Here is a 24,564-nt window from a genome sequence, read left to right on the forward strand (position 1 = left end):
CCCCCGGGCCGGGGGGCGCCCCTTCGTACGTGTTCCGGTGCCGCCTACGGGAGGGCGAGCATGCGCTCCAGCGCGAGCTTGGCGAAGCTCTCCGTCTCCTTGTCGACCCGGATCTGGTTGACGAGGTTGCCCGCGGCCAGGGACTCCAGGGTCCACACCAGGTGGGGGAGGTCGATGCGGTTCATGGTCGAGCAGAAGCAGACCGTCTTGTCGAGGAAGACGACTTCCTTGTCCTCGGCGGCGAATCGGTTCGCCAGGCGCTTGACCAGGTTCAGCTCGGTGCCGATGGCCCACTTGGAGCCGGCCGGGGCCGCCTCCAGCGCCTTGATGATGTACTCCGTCGAGCCGACGTAGTCCGCGGCCGCGACCACCTCGTGCTTGCACTCGGGGTGCACCAGCACGTTGACGCCCGGGATGCGCTCGCGCACGTCGTTGACCGAGTCCACGCTGAACCGGCCGTGCACCGAGCAGTGGCCGCGCCACAGGATCATCTTGGCGCCGCGCAGCTCCTCGGCGGTCAGCCCGCCGTTCGGCTTGTGCGGGTTGTAGAGCACGCAGTCGTCCAGGGACATGCCCATGTCGCGGACGGCGGTGTTGCGGCCCAGGTGCTGGTCCGGGAGGAAGAGCACCTTCTCGCCCTGCTCGAAGGCCCACTCCAGGGCCTTCTTGGCGTTGGAGGAGGTGCAGATGGTGCCGCCGTGCTTGCCGGTGAACGCCTTGATGTCGGCAGAGGAGTTCATGTACGAGACCGGCACGGTGGAGCCGGCGATCCCGGCCTCGGTGAGCACGTCCCAGCACTCGGCGACCTGCTCGGCGGTGGCCATGTCGGCCATCGAGCAGCCGGCCGCGAGGTCGGGCAGGACGACCTTCTGGTCGTCGGAGGTCAGGATGTCCGCGGACTCGGCCATGAAGTGCACACCGCAGAAGACGATGTACTCGGCCTCCGGCTTGGCGGCCGCGTCGCGGGCGAGCTTGAAGGAGTCGCCGGTGACGTCGGCGAACTCGATGACCTCGTCCCGCTGGTAGTGGTGCCCGAGGATGAAGACCTTGTCCCCGAGCTTCTCCTTCGCCGCGCGGGCGCGGGCCACCAGGTCCGGGTCCGACGGCGAGGGCAGGTCGCCGGGGCACTCCACCCCGCGCTCGCTCTTCGGGTCGGACTCGCGGCCGAGCAGCAGCAGGGCAAGGGGCGTCGGCTGGACGTCCAAGGGCTGGGCGGTGGTCACGACACGCACCCTTTCTGTTCTGCGACTAGGTGCCTTCCGAAGAGCGCTTCCGAAGGCGTCACTTCGACTTCTCGTCTATATGACGCTATCTATCATAACCGCTTCACGTCACTTTGACGATGGCGATAATGTCGATGTGACGCATTCGCCCGCTCCGCCGCGGCGCACTCCAGCGGCCTTCCGCGCGGGGTCCACCGCTCCCCGCGGGTGTGCGAGCATGAATATCTGAAACAAGGCGCCGGACCCGGAATGAAACCGCGGTCCGCCTGGTTGCCACCGACGGCAAGAGTCCGACGTTTCCCCAGCCTCCGGCGGGGAGCCGCCCACTTCGGGAGTGAATGCAGATGTCCGTACAGGACGACAAGACCACCGTGAGCGACGGCATCCTCCTGTCCGACGCCGCCGCCGAGAAGGTCCGCACCCTGCTGGAGCAGGAAGGCCGCGATGACCTGGCGCTGCGCGTCGCCGTCCAGCCCGGCGGCTGCTCCGGCCTGCGCTACCAGCTCTTCTTCGACGAGCGCTCCCTCGACGGCGACGTCGTCAAGGACTTCGACGGCGTCAAGGTCGTCACCGACCGCATGAGCGCCCCCTACCTGGGCGGCGCCTCCATCGACTTCGTCGACACCATCGAGAAGCAGGGCTTCACGATCGACAACCCGAACGCCACCGGCTCCTGCGCCTGCGGCGACTCCTTCAGCTAAACCAGGCTGATCCGGCGGGCTTGAACGCACGACGAGGGCCCGGGCCCCGGTCGATCCGACCGGCGCCCGGGCCCTCGTCCGTGCCGCCCGGCTACTGGCGGGGCAGGGGCTTGCCCGTCGTCGCGTCGACCACCGCGCGGCCGTCCAGCGGCTTGGCGAGCTGCGCCGTGACGGACATCTCCTTGGCGAGCATGACGCATTCCTGGCCCGGCTTGACGGGGGTGTCCGTGATCTTCACCAGCACCGAACCGGCCTCCTCCCGGGCCTCCAGGGCGTAGGTGCTGCACATCCCGCCCCAGAAGTTCACCGTCAGCGTCCGGTCCGCCTGCGCGTACGAGAACCCGGGCACGGTACGGCCCAGCGGGGGCATCGGCGCCGTGGTGGCGCCGCCGCCCTGACCGGCCGCCGCCGGCTGGACCACCGTACGGCCGGGCTTGCCGTCCGTACCCGCCACCTCGAACAGCCAGGCCGGCACCAGTCCCCGCCCGCCGTCGACCGTCCCCGCCGCCAGGCCGAGCACGGCACCCTTCACGCTCTCGGTCCGCGGCGGCTTCATCGGGCGCGGCTCCGGGTTGCAGGGCAGGGTGTCCGTGGCCCCCTGCGCGGTGTCCGGGGTCAGCGGCACCGAGGTCGCGCAGCCGCTCGGGCCCGGGCCGGTGCCGTCACCGCCGCCCTTGCTGGCGGCGTTGAGGCGGTCCAGGGCCTCGGCGGCCCCGACCACCGGCTGCTCCGCCCCGCGGACCGGGGCCTTCAGCTCACCACTGGCCGCCACCACCCGGCCGTCCGCCCCGACGGTGATCCGGCTGGACCAGCCCTGCGTCGGCAGGCCGCCCACCACAGGGTCGGCGACCACCACCCGGACCGACCCCGTCACCAGACGGGCGTCCACCTTCGCGTCGCCCTGCCCGGCGGCCGCCAGCACCGGCGCGGCGGCGGCCTTCGCGGCCTCCTCCGTGACGGGCTTGCCGGGGCCCGCGTCCTGCGGGGCGGCCGGCTTCGCGGCGCCCTCCTCGGGGAGCGTGGCCGGGCCGCAGGTGTCCTTGCCGCGGACGCAGTCGTCCCCCGCTCCGGCGCCGGTGCCCGTACCGCCGGCCTGGAAGCGGGAGAAGCTCCAGGTGCCGGGGGCCTTGCGGGTCACGCTCAGCCGGGGCCCGGAGCCGTCGGCGGACTCACCGGCCAGCCACTGCTCACCGCTGAGCCGGGGCGCGCCGGAGATCCCGAGGGCCTGCGCGAGCCGGGCCACCTCCTCGGAGCCGACCTCCCCGGACGCGGTGAAGGAGGGTGCGGAGCCCGGGCCCTGGGGGAGCGGCCCCTCCGCCTTGTAGGTGACCCCGCCACCGTTCGGGTCCGGCTCCCCGGGGGCGATGCCCGGCCGGGAAGGGGTCCCCGAGGTGCGGGGGGCGACGGCCGCGGTGCTGCCCGTACGGCCGCCGCCGCCCGAGCCGTCCCCGTACGCCGTCGACGCCCAGTAGGCCGTACCGCCGCCGGCCAGCAGGACGGCGGCGGCGACGGAGCCGATGGCCCAGGCCGGCCGCCGTCGTGTGGCGCGTGATGTGTCGGGTTGTTCGCTGGTCACCGCTCGCTCCTTCGCGTGTCCCGCCGTATGTGATGCGGGTGGGACGCGCGGACCGCCGAACCGGTTCCCCTCCTACTCCCCGTACTCCGCCGTGGCGGCGATCAGCCGGACGGAGGCCGGCGGGACGCGGACCCCGTGGATCTGCGAGGGCGCCACCCGTGCCGGCCGGGGACCGGGCGCGGCCGCCCAGTGCGGGGCCATCCGGGCGCAGTCGCCCAGCAGCCGGGCGAAACCGGGGCGCACGTCGGCGGTGTACTCGGTGTACTGGGTGTAACCGAAACCATCGGTATAGGTCATGGGGGCACCGTAGACACGCCAGGTCGGGCGAAGGAAGTCCTACTACGGGGTAGTTTCTGCCGATCGGCCTGGGGGCGGGGACCGGGTAGCTTTGACTGTCACCCGCCGTCCTCCGCAGGAGCGTCCACGCCGTGCGCATCGCAGTCACCGGCTCCATCGCCACCGACCACCTCATGACCTTCCCGGGCCGCTTCGCCGACCAGTTCGTCGCCGACCAGCTCCACACGGTCTCCCTCTCCTTCCTCGTCGACAACCTCGACGTCCGGCGGGGCGGTGTCGGCCCCAACATCTGCTTCGGCATGGGCCAGCTCGGCAGCCGCCCGATCCTGGTCGGCGCCGCCGGCTCGGACTTCGACGAGTACCGCGCCTGGCTGGACCGGCACGGGGTGGACACGGCCTCCGTGCGGATCTCCGAGGTGCTGCACACGGCGCGCTTCGTCTGCACCACGGACGCCGACCACAACCAGATCGGCTCCTTCTACACGGGCGCGATGAGCGAGGCCCGGCAGATCGAGCTGAAGGCCGTCGCCGACCGGGTGGGCGGGCTGGACCTCGTCCTCATCGGCGCCGACGACCCCGAGGCGATGCTCCGCCACACGGAGGAGTGCCGCACGCGCCAGATCCCCTTCGCGGCGGACTTCTCGCAGCAGATCGCCCGCATGGACGGGGAGAACATCCGCACCCTGATGGAGGGCGCGACGTACCTCTTCTCGAACGAGTACGAGAAGGGCCTCATCGAGTCGAAGTCCGGCTGGACCGACGAGGAGATCCTGGGCAAGGTAGGCACCCGGGTCACCACCCTGGGCGCGCGCGGCGTGCGGATCGAGCGGGCCGGTGAGGAGCCGATCCTGGTCGGCTGCCCCGAGGAGACGGCGAAGGTCGACCCGACCGGTGTCGGCGACGCGTTCCGCGCCGGGTTCCTGACGGGTCTGGGCTGGGGCGTGAGCCTGGAGCGGGCGGCGCAGCTGGGGTGCATGCTGGCGACGCTGGTCATCGAGACGCTGGGCACCCAGGAGTACACCCTGGCCCGCGCCCACTTCATGGAGCGCTTCACGAAGGCGTACGGCGAGCAGGCGGCGGCCGAAGTCCGCGCCCACCTGGACGCGTAGCCCAGCCGGCGGGGCTGGTTCCAGCCCCGCCGGCGTTCGAGGCGCGGGGTCCGGGGCGGAGCCCCGGGGAAGGGGGCCTCGCCCCGCCCCGCACCCCGGTCAGGTGGCGCGGCGGACCCGGTAGGCCGTGCCGGCGGCGCGCGGGCTCTCGCCCAGATACGTGTGTCCCCGCAGCACGCACCACGCCGGGATGTCCAGCCGGGCCACCTCGTCGTCCGAGACCACCGTCACCGTCCCGCCGACGGGGACGGTGAGGACGGCCCGCGCCAGCTCGATCACCGGCTGCGGGCACCGCTGCCCGAGGGCGTCGATCTCCACCGACTCCGCCACCGGCGGGGCGTCCGGCGCGGCGTCCGGGACGCCCAGCTCCGCCCGCACCCCGGCCACCGCCCGCGGCAGGGCCTCCAGGAAGCCGTTGACCTCCTCCGCCGTCGTCCCCCGCGGCAGCGACACCCGTACGTTCCCCTCCGACAGCACCCCCATGGCCCGCAGCACATGACTGGGGGTCAGCGTGGAGCTCGTGCACGAGGAGCCCGACGAGACCGAGTACCCCGCCCGGTCCAGCTCGTGCAGCAGGGTCTCGCCGTCGACGTACAGGCAGGAGAAGGTGACCAGGTGCGGCAGGCGCCGGTCCGCGTCGCCCACCACCTCCACGTCCGGCACCAGCCGGGCCACTCGCCGCCGGATCCGGTCCACCAGCACCCGCAGCCGCGCCGCCTCCGCGTCCGCCTCCGCCCGCACCGCCCGCAGCGAGGCCGCCGCCGCCACCACGGCCGGGAGGTTGCCGAAACCGGGGGAGCGGCCCGACTCCCGTTCGTCGGCGGGGCCTTGGGGGGCGAAGCGGACCCCCTTGCGGATGGCCAGCAGGCCCACCCCGGGCGGGCCGCCCCACTTGTGGGCGCTGGCCGCCAGCAGCGACCAGCCGCCCTCCACCGGGCCCCAGCCCAGCGACTGGGCCGCGTCCACCAGCAGCGGCACCCCCGCGGCCGCGCAGACCTCGGCCACCTCGGCCACCGGCTGGACGGTGCCCACCTCGTGGTTGGCCGACTGGAGGCACGCCAGAGCCGTGGTGGAGGCCAGGGCGGAGCCGTACCCGGCGGCCGAGACCGCGCCGGCCCGGTCCACCGGAACCTCCGTCACCGTCCCCCCGGCCGCCGCGTGGGCCTGCGCCGCGTGCAGCACGGAACTGTGTTCGACGGCCGACACCACCAGGCCGCCGCCCACCCGCCGGCGCCCCGCGAGCGCCCCCGCGACGCCCGCGTGAACCGCGTGCGTCCCCGAAGGAGTGAACACCAGCTCGTCGGGGCGGCATCCGACGGCCTCGGCCGCCGCCTCGCGCGCCGCGTCCAGCAGCAGCCGGGCCCGCCGGCCCTCCCGGTACAGCCGGGCCGGATCCGCCCAGCCCTCGTCCAGTGCGGCCAGCAGCGCCTGCCGGGCCACGGGGTGCAGCGGGGCGGCGGAGGCGGTGTCGAAGTACGGCATCCGGCCACCGTAAGGCAGGGGCGGCACGGGGAACGGGGCCCGTCCCGCCGGGCGGGTCCCGGCCGGACACGCGGCCCTGGTCAGCGGCGGGTTCAGGGGGCGTCAGATGCCGTCCCGGGCCCGCCGTTCAGGGCCGGACGGACGGTCCCCCGTACGGCGGATCCATCCCTTCGGGGGCAGTAGCGGCGCGTTGGGCACCCTCCCCGCGCGGCCCCAAATAGCGTCCAGTAGGGTTTGGTCCGCATAAACATCCAAACCCCTGCCTGCGTCAGGGCCGGCGACCGACCCGAACACGGCCGCGGCCGGCCGCGCGGGCCGAGACTCTCGGGAAGGCGCTACGTGAGTCCCTACGGCTCCGACCGCTCGCCGCGGCGCCCGATGCGGCGGAAGCTGCTGCAGGCGCTGACTGCGGGCGTGGTCCTGGCGACCGCCACTGGTTGCTCGTACACCTGGAAAGACTTCCCCCGCCTCGGAATGCCCACCCCGGTCACGGAGGAGGCGCCTCGCATCCTCTCCCTGTGGCAGGGATCCTGGGCGGCCGCTCTCATCACGGGCATCCTGGTGTGGGGCCTGATCTTGTGGAGCGTCATCTTCCACCGGCGTAGCCGGACGAAGATCGAGGTCCCCGCGCAGACCCGGTACAACATGCCCATCGAGGCGCTGTACACCGTGGTCCCGCTCATCATCGTCTCGGTGCTGTTCTACTTCACCGCGCGTGATGAGTCGAAGCTGCTCACCCTCTCCAAGCCGGCGCACACGATCAACGTGATCGGCTTCCAGTGGAGCTGGGGCTTCAACTACGTCGAGAACGTCGACGGCGACGCCGCGACCCCGAAGGCGGGTGTGGTTCCGAAGGAGCTCGCCTCCCTCCCGGACCGCTTCACCAAGGACTTCCCCGCGGGCGCCGAGGGCGTCTACGACAAGGGCGTCCCCGGCGACCGGAACGCGGACACCAACAACCCGGGGCCGACCCTCTACCTGCCCAAGGGCGAGAAGGTCCGCTTCGTCCTGTCGTCGAACGACGTCATCCACTCCTTCTGGGTGGTGCCCTTCCTGTTCAAGCAGGACGTCATCCCCGGTCACACCAATGTCTTCGAGGTCACCCCGAACCAGGAAGGCACCTTCATGGGCAAGTGTGCCGAGCTCTGCGGTGTCGACCACTCCCGCATGCTGTTCAACGTGAAGGTCGTCTCCCCCGCGGAGTACAAGGCCCACCTGAAGCAGCTGGCGGAGAAGGGGCAGACCGGCTTCCTGCCGGCCGGCATCAAGCAGACTGACCCCGCCCGGAATGCGGAAGTGAACAAACTGTGAGCATCCTCAACGAATCCCAGGGTGCCGCCGCCGACTCGTATGAAAACGAGCTGCCGGTGCGGCGCAAGCAGCCGGGCAACGTGGTCGTGAAGTGGCTCACCACCACCGACCACAAGACCATCGGCACGATGTACCTGGTCACGTCGTTCATCTTCTTCCTGATCGGCGGCATCCTGGCGCTCTTCATGCGCGCCGAGCTGGCCCGTCCGGGCACGCAGATCATGTCGAACGAGCAGTTCAACCAGGCGTTCACCATGCATGGCACGATCATGCTGCTGATGTTCGCGACCCCGCTGTTCGCCGGTTTCGCGAACTGGATCATGCCGCTGCAGATCGGCGCGCCCGACGTGGCGTTCCCGCGGCTGAACATGTTCGCGTACTGGCTGTACCTCTTCGGCTCGACCATCGCTGTCGCCGGCTTCGTCACCCCCTCGGGTGCGGCCGACTTCGGCTGGTTCGCCTACTCCCCGCTGTCGGACGCCGTCCGCTCGCCGGGCATCGGCGCCGACATGTGGATCATGGGTCTGGCCTTCTCCGGCTTCGGTACGATCCTCGGCTCGGTCAACTTCATCACCACGATCATCTGCATGCGCGCTCCCGGCATGACGATGTTCCGCATGCCGATCTTCACCTGGAACGTGCTGCTGACCGGTGTCCTGGTCCTGCTCGCCTTCCCGGTCCTGGCCGCCGCGCTCTTCGCGCTGGAGGCCGACCGGAAGTTCGGTGCGCACGTCTTCGACGCGGCCAACGGCGGCGCCTTGCTGTGGCAACACCTCTTCTGGTTCTTCGGACACCCAGAGGTGTACATCATCGCGCTACCGTTCTTCGGCATCGTCTCCGAGATCATCCCGGTCTTCTCCCGTAAGCCGATGTTCGGCTACATCGGTCTGATCGCCGCGACGATCGCGATCGCCGGCCTCTCGGTGACCGTGTGGGCGCACCACATGTACGTCACCGGCGGTGTGCTCCTGCCGTTCTTCTCCTTCATGACCTTCCTGATCGCGGTCCCGACCGGTGTGAAGTTCTTCAACTGGATCGGCACCATGTGGAAGGGCTCGCTGTCCTTCGAGACCCCGATGCTCTGGACGATCGGCTTCCTGGTCACCTTCACCTTCGGTGGTCTGACCGGCGTCATCCTGGCCTCGCCCCCGATGGACTTCCACGTCTCCGACTCGTACTTCGTCGTCGCGCACTTCCACTACGTCGTCTTCGGCACCGTGGTGTTCGCGATGTTCGCCGGCTTCCACTTCTGGTGGCCGAAGTTCACGGGCAAGATGCTGGACGAGCGTCTCGGCAAGATCACCTTCTGGACGCTGTTCATCGGCTTCCACGGCACGTTCCTGGTCCAGCACTGGCTGGGTGCCGAGGGCATGCCGCGCCGTTACGCGGACTACCTCGCGGCCGACGGCTTCACCACGCTGAACACGATCTCGACGATCAGCTCCTTCGTCCTCGGCCTGTCCTTCCTGCCGTTCATGTACAACGTCTGGAAGACCGCCAAGTACGGCAAGAAGATCGAGGTCGACGACCCGTGGGGCTACGGCCGTTCGCTGGAGTGGGCGACCTCCTGCCCGCCGCCGCGGCACAACTTCCTCACCCTGCCGCGCATCCGCAGCGAATCGCCGGCGTTCGACCTGCACCACCCGGAGATCGCGGCGCTCGACCACCTTGAGCACCACGCCCCGGCCGAGGCCCTCACCGGTGGCAAGGAGGCCGGCAAGTGAAGATCCAGGGCAAGATGTTCCTCTGGCTCTCCGTCTTCATCCTGATCATGACCGTCGTCTACGGCGTCTGGTCGAAGGAGCCGGTCGGCACCACCGCTCTCGCGCTGGCCTTCGGCCTGAGCGCCATGATCGGCTACTACCTGGCCTTCACGGCCCGGCGCGTGGACGAGATGGCCCAGGACAACCTGGAGGCCGACGTCGCGGACGAGGCGGGCGAGCTGGGGTTCTTCTCCCCGCACAGCTGGCAGCCGCTCTCGCTGGGCATCGGTGGCGCGCTCGCGTTCATGGGCGTCATCTTCGGCTGGTGGCTCATGTACTTCTCGGCCCCGATCATCATGATCGGCCTGTGGGGCTGGGTGTACGAGTACTACCGCGGTGAGAACCAGAACCAGTAGGCGGCGGCGCCGGTCGTAGCCGTGTGAGCAGTGCTGAGGGGCCCGGACACCTTTTCGGAGGAGTCCGGGCCCCTCGTTTGCAGTCACCCCGCGCGACGTAATAGTCATATGTTCATAGCGTTGATCGCATGAAGCACTCACCGCGTCATTGGACGGTACTCAGCTGCTCCCTGCTGGTCGCGTCCCTCGGTGCCGGCGCCACCGCATGCGGGGGGTCCGCAGACAACCCGTTGTCAGCCCGCCCGTACGACGCGGGCAAGCAGATCGTCTTCAACCAGCCGCCCGGCAGCGGCCGCGCCGCCGACCCCGACAAGCCCCTGGAGGTCACCGCCAAGGGCGCGGAGACCCGGATCACGGACGTGACGGCCGTCGACAGCCAAGGACGCCGCCTGGCGGGCGAGCTCTCCGCCAAGGGCGACCGCTGGCACAGCACCTCACCGATGGCGGCGGGCGTCCACTACACCGTCACCGTCAGCACGGAGAACCAGGACGGCGCTCCAGGGCAGCGCACGCTGGCCTTCGACACCACCCCGGCCAAGAAGGTCCTCAAGGTCGAATTCGGCCCGGACGAGGGCAAATACGGGGTCGGCCAGCCCATCACGGCCGAACTCAGCGAACCCGTCAAGGACAAGGCCGCCCGCGCCCTCGTCGAACGCGGCCTGGTCATCGACACGCCCGAACCCGTCGAGGGCGCCTGGCACTGGGTGGACGACAAGAACCTGCACTTCCGCCCCAAGGACTACTGGCCCGCCCACTCCTGGGTCTCCGTACGGAGCAACCTGGAGGGCGTCAAGATCGAGGACGACCTCCACGGATCCGCGTCCAAGCCCCTCAAGCTGGAGATCGGCGACCGCGTGGAGGTCACCACCGACGCCGCCGCGCACACCCTCACGTTCGAGCGCAACGGAGAAGTGATCAACACCATTCCGGTGACCACCGGAAAGCCCGGCTTCTCCACCCGCAACGGGGTCAAGGTGGTGCTGGGCAAGCAGTACTTCGTCCAGATGCGCGGGGACACCGTCGGCATCGGCGGCAGCGAGTACTACAACCTCCCCGTCTACTACGCCACCCGTGTGACCTGGAGCGGCGAGTACGTGCACGCCGCGCCCTGGTCGGTCGGCTCCCAGGGCTACGAGAACGTCAGCCACGGCTGCACCGGCATGAGCACCGCCAACGCCGCCTGGTTCTACGAGAACATCACCGAGGGCGACGTCGTCCGGGTGATCAACAGCATCGGCGAGGACATGGAGCCCTTCGGCAACGGCTTCGGCGACTGGAACCTGGACTGGAAGGAGTGGCGCGACGGCAGCTACCTCCTCAAGGGCACCCAGGAGGGCCGCAGCGCCGTCGACCAGGCCCGCCTGCGCCCCACCGTCTAGCGGCAGGGCCACCGCCTAACGGCAGGGCCCGACGGCCCCTGTACAGCCGCGAGGGCCTGCCGGCGGCCACAGACCGCCCGCAGGCCCTCGGCCGCGTCTCAGGCCGCCTGCGGCTTCAGGCGGGCGCGCAGGAGGCCCGCCAGGGCCTCGGGGAACTCCACCGGGTCCACCGGAAGGGTGACAGCCGCGTCCGCACGGCTCCAGGTCGCCAGCCAGGCGTCCTGGGGGCGCCCCATCAGCAGCAGCACCGGGGGACACCGGAAGACCTCGTCCTTGATCTGCCGGCACACCCCCATGCCCCCGGCCGGGACCGCCTCACCGTCCAGCACGCACGCGTCGATGCCGCCGGCGTCCAGTTCCTTGAGGACCGCTGGAAGCGTGGCACATTCCAGGAACTCCACCGGCGGCAGGTCGGGGGCCGGCCTGCGCCCGGCCGCCAGCCGCACCTGCTCCCGGGTGCCCGCGTCGTCGCTGTAGACCAGAACCCGCGCAGTCGCCCGCATTTCGTTCCTCCACGTGTCCGTGAATCACGCTGATGATGCGCGGGATGCTACTCCGTCCGACCCCGTGTCAACATCGGTTCCGTCACCCCGGGGGAAGAGCTCGCGCGGGTCGGTCTGATGGGCCGTTCGGGCCTTGCACACCCCCCTGACACTCCGAACGGCACCCCCCGGGGTGAGGGCGGGATAAGCGACCGACATAATGTCGGTCGTGGCGACAGCAACGACAGTAGATACCGGGCACGCGCACCCGACGGTCAACCGGCCGAACCTCGTCAGCGTCGGAACCATCATCTGGTTGAGTTCCGAGCTGATGTTCTTCGCGGCCCTCTTCGCGATGTACTTCACCCTGCGATCCGTGATGGGCGCCGAGCACTGGACAGAGCAGGCCGCGGCCTTGAATCTGCCCTTCTCGGCGACGAACACCACGATCCTGGTGCTCTCCTCCCTCACCTGCCAGCTCGGCGTGTTCGCCGCCGAGCGCGGTGATGTGAAGAAGCTCCGGACGTGGTTCATCATCACGTTCGTCATGGGTGCGATCTTCATTGGCGGCCAGGTGTTCGAGTACACCGAGCTGGTCAAGCACGAGGGCCTGAGCCTCTCGTCCGATCCGTACGGCACGGTGTTCTACCTGACCACCGGCTTCCACGGTATGCACGTGACGGGCGGACTCATCGCCTTCCTGCTGGTCCTCGGCCGGACGTACGCGGCCAAGAGGTTCACCCACGAACAGGCCACGTCGGCCATCGTCGTGTCCTACTACTGGCACTTCGTCGATGTCGTCTGGATCGGCCTCTTCGCCACGATCTACCTGATCAAGTAGCGAAACGTCGCCGGGCCCGCCCGGCACACCATCCAGAAACACCGACGCAGAAGATCCTGACACCGGGGTAATCCGTGAAAAAGCTCTCCGCACGACGACGCCATCCGCTGGCGGCGGTCGTCGTTCTACTCTTCGCGCTGGCGGTCACTGGGGGGCTGTACGCCGCCTTCGCGCCCGCTGGCAAGGCGCAGGCCGATGAAACCGCCCAGTCCCTCGCCATCGAGGAGGGCAAGAAGCTCTACGCCGTGGGCTGCGCAAGCTGCCACGGCACCGGCGGTCAGGGCTCCACCGACGGCCCCAGCCTGGTCGGCGTCGGCTCCGCGGCCGTCGACTTCCAGGTCAGCACGGGCCGTATGCCCGCGCAGCAGCCCGGCGCCCAGGTGCCGAAGAAGCGGAACATCTATTCCCAGGCCCAGATCGACCAGCTCGCGGCGTACGTCGCCTCTCTCGGTGCCGGCCCGATCACGCCGACCGAGAAGCAGTACGACCCGGCCGGTGCCGACGTCGCCGCCGGTGGCGAACTGTTCCGCAACAACTGCGCGCAGTGCCACAACTTCACCGGCGAGGGCGGCGCGCTGACGAACGGCAAGTACGCCCCGAACCTTGAGGGCGTCGAGCCGAAGCACATCTACGAGGCCATGCTCACCGGCCCGCAGAACATGCCCTCCTTCCCCGACAGCACGATGCCGGAGAAGCAGAAGAAGGACATCATCGCGTACCTCCAGAACGTGAACGGCGAGAAGTCGGTCAGCCCTGGCGGCCTGAAGCTCGGTGGCCTCGGCCCCGTCTCCGAGGGTCTGTTCGGCTGGATCTTCGGTCTGGGTGCGCTGATCGCTGTCGCCGTCTGGGTCGCGGCCCACACCGCTAAGGCCAAGAAGTCATGAGTAGCCAAGACATTCCCGAAGACAAGCACCTGCCGAGTGAGCAGGGCGACGCGCACCACGGTGCCGTAGCGGTCGCGGACGACCCGTTCGCCGACCCGGGCCTCCCGGTCCACAAGCCGCGCATCCAGGACATCGACGAGCGGGCCGCCCGGCGGTCCGAGCGCACGGTGGCGATGCTGTTCACGCTGTCGATGCTGGCCACCGTCGCCTTCATCGCCTCGTACGTGTCCATCCCGGTCGACAAGATCATTTACGTCTTCCCGATCGGCAAGGTCAGCGCGCTCAACTTCGCCCTGGGCCTGACCCTGGGCGTGGCCCTCTTCTGCATCGGCGCGGGCGCGGTCCACTGGGCCCGCACCCTGATGTCCGACGTCGAGGTCGCCGACGACCGCCACGAGATCGCGGCGCCGGCGGACGTCAAGGCCAAGGTCATGCAGGACTTCGCCGACGGTGCGAACGAGTCCGGCATCGCCCGCCGCCCGCTGATCCGCAACACCCTGCTCGGTGCGCTGGCCCTGGTGCCGCTCTCCGGCGTGATGCTGCTGCGCGACCTGGGCCCGCTGCCCGAGAAGAAGCTGCGCAAGACCGTCTGGGCCAAGGGCAAGCTGATCATCAACCAGAACACCATGGAGCCGCTGCGCCCTGAGGACGTCCTGGTCGGCTCGCTCACCTTCGCCATGCCCGAGGGCCTGGAGGAGGACCAGCACGACTTCCAGGTCCAGATCGCCAAGGCCGCCCTGATGCTCGTCCGGATCAAGCCGGAGGACATCAAGGACAAGCAGGAGCTGGAGTGGTCCCACGAGGGCATCGTGGCCTACTCCAAGATCTGCACCCACGTCGGCTGCCCGATCAGCCTGTACGAGCAGCAGACGCACCACGTGCTCTGCCCGTGCCACCAGTCCACCTTCGACCTCTCCGACGGCGCCCGAGTCATCTTCGGCCCCGCTGGTCACGCGCTTCCGCAGCTGCGGATCGGCGTCAATGACGAAGGCTTCCTCGAAGCGCTCGGCGACTTCGAAGAGCCCGTCGGTCCTGCATTCTGGGAGCGCGGATGAGCACTGCCACCACCACCGAGCGCAAAGCGCCGCGCGGCGAGCGCGTAGCCGACTGGGCGGACGGCCGCCTGGGGATCTACAGCCTCGCCAAGGCGAACATGCGCAAGATCTTCCCGGACCACTGGTCCTTCATGCTGGGTGAGATCTGCCTCTACAGCTTCATCATCATCATCCTCACGGGTGTGTACCTGACGCTGTTCTTCCACCCGAGCATGAACGAGGTCGTGTACCACGGCTCGTACGTGCCGATGCAGGGCGTTCAGATGTCCGAGGCGTTCGCCTCGACGCTGGACATCAGCTTCGACGTCCGCGGCGGTCTGCTCATCCGGCAGATCCACCACTGGTCGGCGCTGATCTTCGTCGCCGCGATGGTCGTGCACATGATGCGCGTCTTCTTCACCGGCGCGTTCCGCAAGCCGCGTGAGGTCAACTGGATCTTCGGCTTCCTGCTGCTGGTCCTCGGCATGTTCACCGGTTTCACCGGTTACTCCCTGCCGGACGACCTGCTCTCGGGCACCGGTGTCCGCTTCATGGAGGGCGCGATCCTGTCCGTGCCGATCGTCGGCACGTACCTGTCGTTCTTCCTCTTCGGCGGCGAGTTCCCCGGCGGCGACTTCGTCGCCCGGTTCTACTCGATCCACATCCTGTTGCTGCCCGGCATCATGATGGGCCTGCTGGTGGCCCACCTGATCCTGGTCTTCTACCACAAGCACACCCAGTTCGCGGGTCCCGGCAAGACGAACAACAACGTCGTCGGCATGCCGCTGCTGCCGGTCTACATGGCCAAGGCCGGAGGCTTCTTCTTCCTGGTCTTCGGTGTCATCGCGGCCATCGCGGCCCTCGCCTCGATCAACCCGATCTGGGCGCTCGGCCCGTACCGCCCGGACCACGTGTCCACCGGTGCGCAGCCCGACTGGTACATGGGTATGCCCGAGGGCCTGATCCGTGCCATGCCCGGCTGGGAGATCAACCTGTGGGGCCACACGCTCGTCCTGGGCGTGTTCATCCCGCTGCTGCTCTTCCCGCTGGTCCTCGGCGCGATCGCCGTCTGGCCGTTCATCGAGTCCTGGGTCACCGGCGACAAGCGCGAGCACCACATCCTGGACCGCCCGCGCAACGTCCCGACCCGTACGGCCTTCGGTGTCGCCTGGATCGCGGAGTACATCGTGCTCCTCATCGGCGGCGGCAACGACATGTTCGCCCAGTACTTCCACCTGTCGATCAACTCGATCACCTGGTTCGTCCGGATCGGCTTCTTCGTCGTCCCGGTGCTGGCGTTCATCGCCACCAAGCGGATCTGCCTCGGCCTCCAGCGCCGGGACCACGACAAGGTGCTGCACGGTCGCGAGACCGGCATCATCAAGCGTCTGCCGCACGGTGAGTTCGTCGAGGTCCACGAGCCGCTCCCGCAGGGCAAGCTGCACACCCTCACCTCGCACGAGCAGTACAAGCCGCTCGACCTCGGCCCGACGGTCGACGAGAACGGCGTCGAGCGCAAGGTGACGGGCGCCCAGAAGCTGCGGGCCAAGCTCAGCAAGGGCTTCTACGCGGAGGGCAACCAGATCCCGAAGCCCACCGCCGAGGAGTACAAGGAGATCCAGTCCGGCCACGGCCACCACTGATCTCCGGCATGACCGCTTGAGGGATCGATCCAGGTCGATCCTGGTGTCGCCACGGCAAGAGCCCCCGTCCAGGGTCTGGACGGGGGCTCATTGCCGTCTCCGGGGCTGGATAGGCTGAGATCCTTCCCCTTGGACGGGAGAACCCGACGAGCAGCAGGAGCTGACCATGAACGTTGCGACCCCGGCAGGCGGCGACAGCGTGGCGGCCCCCACCTGGCCGGGCATCCTGGAGGCCCTGCTCAGCGGCCGCGACCTCACCTCCGACCACACCGCCTGGGCCATGGAGCGGATCATGCGCGGGGAGGCCACCGACGCGCAGATCGCCGGCTTCGCGGTGGCGCTGCGGGCCAAGGGCGAGACCGTCCAGGAGTACACGGGACTCGTCCGGACGATGTACGCCCACGCCAACCTGATCGAGGTGCCCGGGCGGACCGTGGACATCGTCGGCACCGGCGGCGACGGCGCCAAGACCGTCAACATCTCGACCATGTCCGCGATCGTGGCCGCCGGCGCGGGCGCGAAGGTCGTCAAGCACGGCAACCGGGCCGCCTCCTCCGCCAGCGGCTCCTCCGACGTCCTGGAGAAGCTCGGCGTCAACCTGGCCCTGACCCCCCGGCGGGTGGCCGAGGTCGCCGAGGAGGCGGGCATCACCTTCTGCGCCGCCGTGGTCTTCCACCCGGCCCTGCGGTACGCGGCCTCGGCCCGCCGGGACCTGGGGGTGCGCACCGCCTTCAACGGCCTCGGCCCGCTCACCAACCCCGCCCGGGTCACGGCCCAGGCGGTCGGGGTCGCGGACGGCCGGCTGGCGCCGATCATGGCCGGGGTGCTCGCGGAGCGGAACACCTCCGCCCTGGTCTTCCGCGGGGACGACGGCCTGGACGAGCTGACCACCACCGGGACCTCCCGGGTGTGGTGGGTGCGCGAGGGCCGGATCACCGAGCACGCCTTCGACCCGCGCGACGTGGGCATCGGGACCATCGACATCTCGGCCCTGCGCGGCGGCGACCCCTCCTACAACGCCGACGTGGCCCGCCGCCTGCTGGCGGGGGAGACCGGTCCGGTGCGCGACGCCGTCCTGCTGAACGCGGCGTCCGCCCTGGTGGCCCTGGACCCGGGCCCGGGCTCGCTGGAGGAGCAGCTGGCCGCGGGGATGGCCCGTGCGGCCGAGTCCATCGACTCGGGCGCCGCCCGGGCCGCGCTGGAGCGCTGGGTGGCGGCCAGCAACGCCTGAGCCGTTCTCCGCCACGACCCCGGTCCGCATCGTGGACCGGGGTCTTGCGCTGCGGGCATCCTGTGGCAGGATGCTCTCCAAGGTCACGAGTGACAGCGTTTTGGCCCCGGCTCGCTGTCCGGCAACCCTCCTTCCGTGGCGGGGTGCCCCGGGTGATGACCAGGCCGTAGGCAGCGAGGTCTACGGCAAGCGCGGATCCCTCGACACCAGGGGTCCTGGTCCTCCGAGGAGCGTTTTCCGTGAGCAAGCGAATGCGATAGGGCGACTCCGCCCCTTCTTCACCCCTCGGACACCGGGTCCCTTCCGCGTACCCGCACCGCTTCCGAGGCACTTCCCGTACCCCTGACGGCCGTCACCGCCGTGCGCCCCGCCGCGCCGCGCAGCCGTCCCCGCGTACGGGCACACCGAAGCCATTCCGCCCCTGCCTGCCGGGAGATACCGCCATGTCCGCATCCCTGAACGCCGCCGCCACCACCACCGTCCGTACCGCCCCCGCCGAGCCCGTGTGTGCCGAGCCGCTGCCCGTGCTCGGACGGGACGTCACCGTCCCGCTGGTCACCGGCGGCGAGGTCAGCTACGCGGCCCTGGACTACGCCGCCAGCGCCCCCGCGCTCCAGCGGGTCTGGGACGACGTCGCCGCGTACGCCCCGTACTACGGCAGCGTCCACCGCGGCGCCGGATACCTCTCGCAGCTCTCCACCGACCTCTTCGAGCAGAGCCGGGCCACCGTCGCCGCGTTCCTCGGCTGCCGCGCCGGTGACCAGGTGGTCTTCACCCGTTCCACCACCGACTCCCTCAACCTGCTCGCGGCCGTGCTCCCGGCCGGCTGCCAGGTGTTCGTCTTCGAGACCGAGCACCACGCCTCGCTGCTGCCCTGGCGCGACGCGCAGGTCACCTACCTCGACGCCCCGCGCACCCCGGCCCAGGCCGTCGCCACCCTGGAGCGGGCGCTGGCCGACCGGGAGCCCCACGGCCCCGCCCTGGTCTGCGTGACCGGCGCGTCCAACGTCACCGGCGAGCTGTGGCCGGTCAAGGAGCTCGCCGCCGCCGCGCACGCCCACGGCGCGCGGATCGTGCTGGACGCCGCCCAGCTGGCCCCCCACCACCCGGTCTCCGTAGAGGAGCTGGACGTGGACTGGGTCGCCTTCTCGGGGCACAAGCTGTACGCGCCCTTCGGCTCGGGCGTGCTCGCCGGCCGGGCGGACTGGCTCCAGGAGGCCGAGCCGTACCTCGCCGGGGGCGGCGCCTCCCGTACGGTCGCCCGCCGCGAGGACGGCGGGGTCGAGGTCGCCTGGCACACCACCGCCGCCCGCCACGAGGCCGGCTCGCCGAACGTCATCGGCGTCTACGCCATCGCCTCCGCCTGCCGGGCGCTCCAGGAGGCAGGCTTCGACGGGCTCGTCGCCCGCGAGCGGCACCTCATCGCGAAGGTCCGCGAGGGGCTGGCGGAGGTCCCGCAGGTACGGGTGCTGTCGCTGTTCGGCGACGAGGCCCCGCGCGTGGGCGTCATCTCGTTCGTGGTCGACGGCTGGAACAGCTCGCACTTCGCGGCGGCGCTCTCCGCCGAGTACGGGATCGGCGTGCGCGACGGGCTGTTCTGCGCCCACCCGCTGGTGCGGACCCTGCTCGGCGGCGAGCCGCAGGAGCCCGGCGAGTGCGGCGCGCCGGAGGCGGCCGCGGGCGAGAGGTCCCTGAACGCGATCCGCGTCAGCTTCGGCGCCGGCACCCCCGACGAGCACGTGGAGCGCTTCGTCCGCGCGGTGCGCGAACTCGTCACTGACGGCGCGAAGTGGCGGTACCGCACGGAAGAGGGCCGCTGCGTCCCGGCGGTGTAGGGCAGGCCCCCTAGGCGTCGAGGCCGATGGCGAAGGCGGCTTCCAGGTCGTGCTGGGAGTAGGTGCGGAACGCGACGTGGGTGTCCGTGGCCTCGACGCCCGGGATCTTGCTGATGCGGCCGGGGATGATGTCGGCCAGGTTCTCGTGGCGGGCCACGCGCACCAGCGCGATCAGGTCGTACGTACCGGTGACGGAGTAGACCTCGCTGACGCTGTCCAGCTGGGCGATGGACTCGGCGATCTCGGGGATCCGGTCCACGCTGGTCTTGATGAGCACGATCGCGGTGATCACGGTTGGCTGTCTCCCTCGCCGGCAGTCACTGGTCGCCTCACTCTAGTCGTACGGCGATATCGCGCCCACGCGTAGCAGAACCCCACCGAGAAGCCCACCACATGGGCCAGGTAGGCCACCCCCGGCCCGCTCCCCGCCCGGTGCGCGGCCAGCCACTGGAGCCCGAACCAGAACATCAGCACGATCCACGCCGGGAACCGCAGCGGCAGGAACAGCAGGAAGGGGAACAGGGACGTCACCCGGGCCCGCGGGAAGAGGCACAGGAACGCCCCCAGCACCGCCGAGATCGCGCCGGACGCCCCGACCAGAGTCTGGTCCGAGGAGGCGTTGGCCGCCGCGTAGGCCGCCAGGGCCACGTAGCCGGTGCAGAGGTAGAAGAGCAGGAACGGAGCCCGGCCCATCCGCTCCTCCGTCATGGCGCCGAAGACGTAGAGGAAGAGCATGTTCCCGAGCAGGTGCAGCCAGCTGCCGTGGACGAACAGCGCGGTCAGCGGGGTCAGCAGCGGGCGCGCGGCCCCCGGGAGCAGCCCGCCGGAGAACAGTTCGTCCGGGACCACGCCCCAGTGCCGGAAGTAGGCCGTCCCCGTCGCGACCAGCCGCTCGCCCGTGCCGTAGGAGGGGTTCAGGCCGGAGGCCGGGCTCGCCAGGAACACCGCGCAGCAGGCGGCGATCAGCGCGTACGTGACCACGGGGCCCCGGGCGGCCTCCCGCACGGTCCGCCACTTTACGATCATGCGACAGAGCATGACGCAGGCGGACCCTCCTGAGGGTGGTGCCAGGCCGTAGGGTTACGTGCTGCGGTCCGCCGACCGCCGCGGAAGGCTTTAATTGAATGAGCTACGAAGGAGAGAGCGGCCTGATGACGACGGTTCCCCTGCCGACCGACACCACCCGGTGGCGCTGCACCCTGTGCGGCAACCTCACGCGGTTCGACGTCACCCGGTCGTCGAAGGTGGTGGAGTACGTCCACCTCGACCTCGCCGGGGAGCCCAAGGTCGAGGAGCGCGAGGTGGTCAGTGAGACCATCGAGTCGGTCCGCTGCCGCTGGTGCAACGCGGTGGACCAGATCGAGCTCGTCGACAGGCCGGGCGCCGACTCCTGACGGAGCCGGGCCCACAGGAGATCACGGTAGGGGTGACGGATTGTGGAGCCAGCAAGCGGCGCCGGGCCGGCCGACGCGGCCGGCGACGCCGCGGAGGTCCTCGACCGCCCGCTGCCGGAAGGCGTGCGGCGCCGGGTCGTCTCGCTCGTCTCGGACGCCTTCGGCGGCCTGACGGTCGCCGACCTCCCGGCGCAGCTGCGCCAGTACGCCCGGTTCACCCCGAGCCGGCGCGCCAAGTTCGCGGGCACCGCCATGGCCGCGGCCGTGGAGGGGGACGTCGTCTTCCGCAGCCGGGTCGCGGACAAGGTGCGCGAGGCCCAGCCCGAACTGGCCGGGGCACTGGAGTCCGGTGCCCCGCCGGCCGCCGCGGACCCGCTGGACGTGGCGGCCGTCGCGTACGTGCTGCGCCCGGCCGGCTGGGTCAAGCTGGTGGCGGCCGCCGGCGAGGAGGCGCTGCGCGCCGACGCCGAGCGGGCCGATGACGAGAACCGGCGCGAGCTGGAGCGGCTGCGCGCGGAACTGGCCCAGCTGCGCGAGGCCCAGCGCACCGGCGTCGAGCAGGTGCGGTCCGAGCTGGACGCCGCCCGCAGGGAAGCGGAATCGCTTCAGCGCAAGCTGCGCAGCGCCCTGAGCGACGTCAAGCGGGGTGAGGCGGCCTTGCGCAAGCTGGGTGCGGAGGTCGACGGGATCCGCGGCGAGGCGGCCGCGCAGGTGGCCGCCGCCGAGAGCGAGTCCCGGCGGCTGAAGTCCCGTCTGGCGGAGGCCGAGTCGGCGCTGGAGACCGCGCGCCGGGCCACCCGCGAGGGGCGCAGTGTCGAGGACATGCGGCTGCGGCTGCTGCTGGACACCGTCCTCGACGCGGCGGCGGGGCTGCGCCGTGAACTGGCGCTGCCGCCGGTGTCGACGCGGCCCGCGGACACCGTGGAGGCCGTGGAGCCGGGCCGGATGACCCCGAAGGACATCGCGGCGCGGGCGCTGTCGGAGACCGATCCGGCGCTGCTGGACCAGCTGTTGGCGCTGCCGCAGGCGCATCTGGTGGTCGACGGCTACAACGTGACCAAGACCGGCTATCCGACGATGCCGCTGGAGAAGCAGCGGCTGCGGCTGCTGGGCGGGCTGTCGATGCTGGCCGCGCAGACCGGCGCGGAGATGACCTGCGTCTTCGACGGGGCGGAGCTGGCCGCGCCGGTGCTGCTGGCGCCGCCGCGCGGGGTGCGGGTGCTGTTCTCCAAGGCCGGGGTGACGGCGGACGAGCTGATCCGCCAGCTGGTGCGCGCCGAGCCGCCCGGCCGCCCGGTGGTGGTGGTCTCCACCGACCGCGAGGTGGCCGACGGGGTGGCGAAGGCGGGGGCCCGGCCGGTGGCGTCGGCGCTGCTGCTCAAGCGGCTCGCCCGTGTTTCGTAGCTCTTGCCTCTGATGTAACTGCTGGTGCTTATGCCGGAATTGGCGGTACGTCCGGGAGACGTACCGTCAAGGGGGCTGCACACAGCGTGGACGCCGGGTAAAGAAGCCGGAAGGGTTGCGGATTTTTGCGTTCCGGGATTTGAACTGATCACGGACGGGTCACTAGGGTCGGATCAAACCTTCGTTCGGCAGGACACCCATTCGGGTGCGGGCGGAGGCGTGCCGCCGAGCGTGCGACCCGTCTCGGCGACTCCAGGCAGAAGGAGCTCCCGTCCGTGGCGTCCCACCGTCGACCCAAGCCGCCGACCCGCACCCGTGTGAGCGTGCTCACCACTCTCGCCACCGCGGCCGTCGCCCTCTCCGCCCCGTCGGCCTCGGCAGCCCCCGACAAGCCGAACAAGGACGAGGTCAAGACCAAGGTCGACGCCCTCTACGAGGAGGCCGAGCAGGCCACCGAGAAGTTCGACGGGGCCAAGGAGCGGCAGGAGAAGCTGGAGAAGGAGATCGAGCAGCTCCAGGACCAGGTGGCGCGCGGCCAGGACGAGGTCAACTCCCTGCGCAACGCCCTCGGTTCGATGGCCACCGCCCAGTACCGCGGTGAAGGCGTCGACCCCAGCCTGGCCCTGCTGCTCTCCGGCGACCCGGACACCTACCTCGACAAGGCGTCCACGCTCCAGCAGCTGAGCGGCAAGCAGGTCGAGCAGATCCGGCAGATCCAGGCCCGGCAGCGCACCCTCGCGCAGAAGCGCCAGGAGGCCGCGGGCAAGCTCGCCGACCTCGACGCCGTCCGCAAGGAGCTGGCCGCGCAGAAGGCCGCCGCCCAGAGCAAGCTCACCGACGCCCAGGCCCTGCTCAACTCGCTGACCGCGCAGGAGCGCGGCGAGCTCAAGAGCGACGAGGCCAAGGAGGGCGCGGCCGCCGCGAAGGCCGCCGGCGCCAAGTCCGGTGCCGCGAAGGGGTCGGGACGGGCCGCGGCCGCCCTCGCCGCCGCGGTCCAGCACGACGGCGACGCCTACCACATGGGCGACACCGGCCTGAGCTCCTGGGACTGCTCGGGCCTGACCCAGTGGGCCTACCGCCAGGCCGGCGTCAGCATCAGCCGCACCACCTACACCCAGGTCAACGACGGCACCCGCATAGGCCGCGACGAACTCCAGCCCGGGGACCTCGTCTTCTTCTACAGCGACCTCCACCACGTGGGCCTCTACGCGGGCAACGGCCAGGTCTTCCACGCCGCGAACCCCAACAGCGGCGTGCACTTCGAGGCCATGAGCAACATGCCCTTCCAGTTCGGCGTCCGCGTCGGCTGACCTCCCTCCCACCCCCGGGGGACGCGCCCCACACCGCCCATCCGGGCGAATCGCGCGGACCCGAGCTGACCCCGCGCCCCGCCCCTGACCTGTGTCAGAGGCGGGGCGCCGGTGTGCGGGCCCCGCGGCGGTCGTTGGCCGGTGCGTGACCGCGCGGCTACTGTCGGCCAGCGCGGAACCCGGCACACGGCCGTCCACGGGGGCGGACCCGGGCCCGCGCAGCGGAAGGGAGCGGTGCCACGTGGGGTCCCATCGCCGGGCCGTGAGCGGCGGCCTCGACCGGAGCGCCAAGGTCACCGTCCTCACCGCCGCCGCGGCCACCGCCGCCGTGGCCATGACGGGCGTACCCGCCGGAGCCGCCCCCCGCCTCCCGCAGGACCCCGCCAGCAGCTCCCGTGCCCAGGTGGACCGGCTCTTCGAGGAGGCCGAACAGGCCACCGAGAAGTTCAACCAGGCGGGGGAGAAGGCCGACGCGCTGCGCGCCGAGATCAGCCGCGCCCAGGACGCCGTCGCCCGCGCCCAGGACCGCGTCAACACCATGCGCGGGGTCCTCGGCACCTTCGCCGGAGCCCAGTACCGCTCCGGCGGACTCGACCCCACCGTCGAGCTGATGCTCTCCGAGGACCCTGGCGCCTACCTCGACAAGGCCGCCGTCCTCGACCGGCTCAGCGGCCGCCAGGCCCAGCAGCTGGCCGAACTGCGCGAGGAGCAGCGCCGGATCGGCCGGCAGCGCCAGGACGCCTCCCGCAAGCTCGCCGAACTGGAGGCCCTGCGCACCGAGGTGGCCACCCAGAAGCGCGCCGTCACCGCGAAGCTCGCCGCCGCCCGCCGGCTGCTGAACGAGATGCCCTCCGAGGAGCGCGCCGACTTCGAGCGGGCCTCGCGCTCCGGCGGCCGCGACGGCGCCGACCTGCCGGACCTGCCCGGCCCGCCTATGGGCGGCGGCCATGCCTCGGGCCGGGCCATGGCCGCCGTGATGGCCGCCCGCGCGGCCGTCGGCAAGCCCTACGTGTGGGGTTCCACCGGCCCCTCCGGCTTCGACTGCTCCGGGCTGATGGTGTGGTCCTACCGCCAGGCGGGGGTCTCCCTGCCGCGCACCTCGCAGGCGCAGCGGTACGCGGGCCGGCGGGTGCCGCTCTCGCAGGCCCAGCCGGGGGACCTGGTGACGTACCGCTCGGATGCCAGCCACGTCGGCATGTACGTGGGCAACGGCCAGGTGATCCACGCCCCCTACCCCGGCGCCCGGGTCCGCTACGACCCCGTCGGCATGATGCCGGTGTCCTCGGTCACCCGGCCCTGATCCCGCCCC

General features: G+C 70.8%; 23 protein-coding genes and 1 riboswitch. Of the genes, 16 read left to right on the plus strand and 7 right to left on the minus strand.

Going from position 1 to position 24,564, the window contains the following annotated elements; translation table 11 throughout:
- Positions 1 to 44: 44 nt before the first annotated feature.
- Positions 45 to 1,232, minus strand: coding sequence for a quinolinate synthase NadA (nadA, locus tag ABZ716_RS04240; protein ID WP_358956350.1), 1,188 nt, complete (start codon positions 1,230 to 1,232; stop codon positions 45 to 47).
- Between the two features lie 335 nt (positions 1,233 to 1,567).
- Between nadA and ABZ716_RS04245 the strand changes: the two genes are divergently transcribed.
- A complete protein-coding gene (locus ABZ716_RS04245; protein WP_030029080.1) occupies positions 1,568 to 1,924 on the plus strand; it encodes an iron-sulfur cluster assembly accessory protein in 357 nt (118 codons plus the stop codon).
- Between the two features lie 91 nt (positions 1,925 to 2,015).
- Here ABZ716_RS04245 and ABZ716_RS04250 read toward each other — a convergent pair whose 3' ends face one another.
- Entirely contained in the window at positions 2,016 to 3,500 is a 1,485-nt protein-coding gene (locus ABZ716_RS04250; protein ID WP_358956353.1) for a hypothetical protein, read from the minus strand.
- A 72-nt stretch (positions 3,501 to 3,572) separates the two neighbouring features.
- A complete protein-coding gene (locus ABZ716_RS04255) occupies positions 3,573 to 3,797 on the minus strand; it encodes a hypothetical protein (protein WP_351881189.1) in 225 nt (74 codons plus the stop codon).
- 131 nt (positions 3,798 to 3,928) lie between these two features.
- On the opposite strand from ABZ716_RS04255, the gene ABZ716_RS04260 reads away from it, so the two are divergent.
- Complete coding sequence (locus tag ABZ716_RS04260) at positions 3,929 to 4,906, plus strand: carbohydrate kinase family protein (protein WP_358811545.1); 978 nt, start codon at positions 3,929 to 3,931, stop codon at positions 4,904 to 4,906.
- Between the two features lie 99 nt (positions 4,907 to 5,005).
- Here the strand turns inward: ABZ716_RS04260 and ABZ716_RS04265 are convergent, their stop codons facing one another.
- Positions 5,006 to 6,388, minus strand: a complete 1,383-nt coding sequence (locus ABZ716_RS04265; protein WP_358956355.1) for an aminotransferase class V-fold PLP-dependent enzyme — start codon at positions 6,386 to 6,388, stop codon at positions 5,006 to 5,008.
- Positions 6,389 to 6,727: 339 nt separating this feature from the next.
- Between ABZ716_RS04265 and coxB the strand changes: the two genes are divergently transcribed.
- The 4 genes from coxB (at position 6,728) to ABZ716_RS04285 (ending at position 11,197) form a co-directional block, all read left to right on the plus strand.
- Complete coding sequence (coxB, locus tag ABZ716_RS04270) at positions 6,728 to 7,699, plus strand: cytochrome c oxidase subunit II (RefSeq protein ID WP_351881180.1); 972 nt, start codon at positions 6,728 to 6,730, stop codon at positions 7,697 to 7,699.
- Entirely contained in the window at positions 7,696 to 9,423 is a 1,728-nt protein-coding gene (gene ctaD, locus ABZ716_RS04275; protein WP_351881177.1) for a cytochrome c oxidase subunit I, read from the plus strand. The genes coxB and ctaD overlap by 4 nt, the downstream gene beginning before the upstream one ends.
- Positions 9,420 to 9,818, plus strand: a complete 399-nt coding sequence (locus tag ABZ716_RS04280) for a cytochrome c oxidase subunit 4 (RefSeq protein ID WP_351881174.1) — start codon at positions 9,420 to 9,422, stop codon at positions 9,816 to 9,818. The genes ctaD and ABZ716_RS04280 overlap by 4 nt, the downstream gene beginning before the upstream one ends.
- A gap of 128 nt (positions 9,819 to 9,946) precedes the next feature.
- Positions 9,947 to 11,197 carry an Ig-like domain-containing protein gene (locus ABZ716_RS04285; RefSeq protein WP_358956358.1) on the plus strand — a complete coding sequence of 417 codons (1,251 nt, stop codon included), beginning with the start codon at positions 9,947 to 9,949 and terminating at the stop codon, positions 11,195 to 11,197.
- Between the two features lie 98 nt (positions 11,198 to 11,295).
- Here ABZ716_RS04285 and ABZ716_RS04290 read toward each other — a convergent pair whose 3' ends face one another.
- The gene (locus ABZ716_RS04290) at positions 11,296 to 11,700 is read right to left on the minus strand and encodes a hypothetical protein (RefSeq protein WP_351881169.1); all 405 of its coding nucleotides are present in this window, start codon (positions 11,698 to 11,700) and stop codon (positions 11,296 to 11,298) included.
- Between the two features lie 199 nt (positions 11,701 to 11,899).
- On the opposite strand from ABZ716_RS04290, the gene ABZ716_RS04295 reads away from it, so the two are divergent.
- From ABZ716_RS04295 to ABZ716_RS04320, 6 genes are all read left to right on the plus strand, one after another.
- Positions 11,900 to 12,520: a heme-copper oxidase subunit III gene (locus ABZ716_RS04295; RefSeq protein ID WP_358811548.1), complete on the plus strand. Its 621-nt coding sequence runs from the start codon at positions 11,900 to 11,902 to the stop codon at positions 12,518 to 12,520.
- 74 nt (positions 12,521 to 12,594) lie between these two features.
- A complete protein-coding gene (locus tag ABZ716_RS04300; RefSeq protein WP_351881163.1) occupies positions 12,595 to 13,404 on the plus strand; it encodes a c-type cytochrome in 810 nt (269 codons plus the stop codon).
- Positions 13,401 to 14,459, plus strand: coding sequence for a Rieske 2Fe-2S domain-containing protein (locus ABZ716_RS04305; RefSeq protein WP_358811549.1), 1,059 nt, complete (start codon positions 13,401 to 13,403; stop codon positions 14,457 to 14,459). Before ABZ716_RS04300 ends, ABZ716_RS04305 begins: the two co-directional genes overlap by 4 nt.
- Positions 14,456 to 16,081 (plus strand): cytochrome bc complex cytochrome b subunit, encoded by a 1,626-nt coding sequence (locus ABZ716_RS04310; RefSeq protein WP_358811550.1) that lies wholly within the window; start codon positions 14,456 to 14,458, stop codon positions 16,079 to 16,081. Before ABZ716_RS04305 ends, ABZ716_RS04310 begins: the two co-directional genes overlap by 4 nt.
- A gap of 166 nt (positions 16,082 to 16,247) precedes the next feature.
- Entirely contained in the window at positions 16,248 to 17,312 is a 1,065-nt protein-coding gene (gene trpD / locus ABZ716_RS04315) for an anthranilate phosphoribosyltransferase (protein WP_358811551.1), read from the plus strand.
- Positions 17,313 to 17,393: 81 nt separating this feature from the next.
- Positions 17,394 to 17,510: riboswitch (SAM riboswitch) on the plus strand.
- 245 nt (positions 17,511 to 17,755) lie between these two features.
- Entirely contained in the window at positions 17,756 to 19,147 is a 1,392-nt protein-coding gene (locus ABZ716_RS04320; RefSeq protein WP_358956361.1) for an aminotransferase class V-fold PLP-dependent enzyme, read from the plus strand.
- A 10-nt stretch (positions 19,148 to 19,157) separates the two neighbouring features.
- On the opposite strand, the gene ABZ716_RS04325 is transcribed toward ABZ716_RS04320, so the two are convergent.
- Together ABZ716_RS04325 and ABZ716_RS04330 are read right to left on the minus strand one after the other, a co-directional pair.
- Complete coding sequence (locus ABZ716_RS04325; RefSeq protein ID WP_007263678.1) at positions 19,158 to 19,439, minus strand: Lrp/AsnC ligand binding domain-containing protein; 282 nt, start codon at positions 19,437 to 19,439, stop codon at positions 19,158 to 19,160.
- The gene (locus tag ABZ716_RS04330; RefSeq protein ID WP_358811553.1) at positions 19,436 to 20,185 is read right to left on the minus strand and encodes a rhomboid family intramembrane serine protease; all 750 of its coding nucleotides are present in this window, start codon (positions 20,183 to 20,185) and stop codon (positions 19,436 to 19,438) included. Before ABZ716_RS04330 ends, ABZ716_RS04325 begins: the two co-directional genes overlap by 4 nt.
- A gap of 113 nt (positions 20,186 to 20,298) precedes the next feature.
- On the opposite strand from ABZ716_RS04330, the gene ABZ716_RS04335 reads away from it, so the two are divergent.
- The 4 genes from ABZ716_RS04335 to ABZ716_RS04350 all read left to right on the plus strand — a co-directional run bounded on the left by ABZ716_RS04335 (position 20,299) and on the right by ABZ716_RS04350 (position 24,555).
- A complete protein-coding gene (locus tag ABZ716_RS04335; RefSeq protein WP_079426254.1) occupies positions 20,299 to 20,541 on the plus strand; it encodes a hypothetical protein in 243 nt (80 codons plus the stop codon).
- Between the two features lie 39 nt (positions 20,542 to 20,580).
- Positions 20,581 to 21,945, plus strand: coding sequence for an NYN domain-containing protein (locus ABZ716_RS04340; RefSeq protein ID WP_358956425.1), 1,365 nt, complete (start codon positions 20,581 to 20,583; stop codon positions 21,943 to 21,945).
- 275 nt (positions 21,946 to 22,220) lie between these two features.
- On the plus strand, positions 22,221 to 23,255 hold the full coding sequence (locus ABZ716_RS04345; protein ID WP_358956363.1) for an NlpC/P60 family protein: 1,035 nt from the start codon (positions 22,221 to 22,223) through the stop codon (positions 23,253 to 23,255).
- A 241-nt stretch (positions 23,256 to 23,496) separates the two neighbouring features.
- Positions 23,497 to 24,555, plus strand: a complete 1,059-nt coding sequence (locus tag ABZ716_RS04350; protein ID WP_358956365.1) for an NlpC/P60 family protein — start codon at positions 23,497 to 23,499, stop codon at positions 24,553 to 24,555.
- The last annotated feature ends 9 nt before the right edge of the window (positions 24,556 to 24,564 follow it).

The organism is Streptomyces sp. NPDC006687 (genome assembly GCF_040636215.1).
Taxonomy (GTDB): Bacteria; Actinomycetota; Actinomycetes; order Streptomycetales; family Streptomycetaceae; genus Streptomyces.

Bases quoted from the DNA above. Each gene is read 5' to 3' on its own strand.
- ABZ716_RS04245 (WP_030029080.1), top strand. From the start codon at position 1,568: ATGTCCGTACAGGACGACAAGACCACCGTGAGCGACGGCATCCTCCTG.
- ABZ716_RS04255 (WP_351881189.1), bottom strand. From the start codon at position 3,797: ATGACCTATACCGATGGTTTCGGTTACACCCAGTACACCGAGTACACC.
- ABZ716_RS04265 (WP_358956355.1), bottom strand. From the start codon at position 6,388: ATGCCGTACTTCGACACCGCCTCCGCCGCCCCGCTGCACCCCGTGGCC.
- ABZ716_RS04285 (WP_358956358.1), top strand. From the start codon at position 9,947: ATGAAGCACTCACCGCGTCATTGGACGGTACTCAGCTGCTCCCTGCTG.
- ABZ716_RS04290 (WP_351881169.1), bottom strand. From the start codon at position 11,700: ATGCGGGCGACTGCGCGGGTTCTGGTCTACAGCGACGACGCGGGCACC.
- ABZ716_RS04295 (WP_358811548.1), top strand. From the start codon at position 11,900: ATGTCGGTCGTGGCGACAGCAACGACAGTAGATACCGGGCACGCGCAC.
- ABZ716_RS04305 (WP_358811549.1), top strand. From the start codon at position 13,401: ATGAGTAGCCAAGACATTCCCGAAGACAAGCACCTGCCGAGTGAGCAG.
- ABZ716_RS04310 (WP_358811550.1), top strand. From the start codon at position 14,456: ATGAGCACTGCCACCACCACCGAGCGCAAAGCGCCGCGCGGCGAGCGC.
- trpD (WP_358811551.1), top strand. From the start codon at position 16,248: ATGAACGTTGCGACCCCGGCAGGCGGCGACAGCGTGGCGGCCCCCACC.
- ABZ716_RS04320 (WP_358956361.1), top strand. From the start codon at position 17,756: ATGTCCGCATCCCTGAACGCCGCCGCCACCACCACCGTCCGTACCGCC.
- ABZ716_RS04330 (WP_358811553.1), bottom strand. From the start codon at position 20,185: ATGCTCTGTCGCATGATCGTAAAGTGGCGGACCGTGCGGGAGGCCGCC.
- ABZ716_RS04335 (WP_079426254.1), top strand. From the start codon at position 20,299: ATGACGACGGTTCCCCTGCCGACCGACACCACCCGGTGGCGCTGCACC.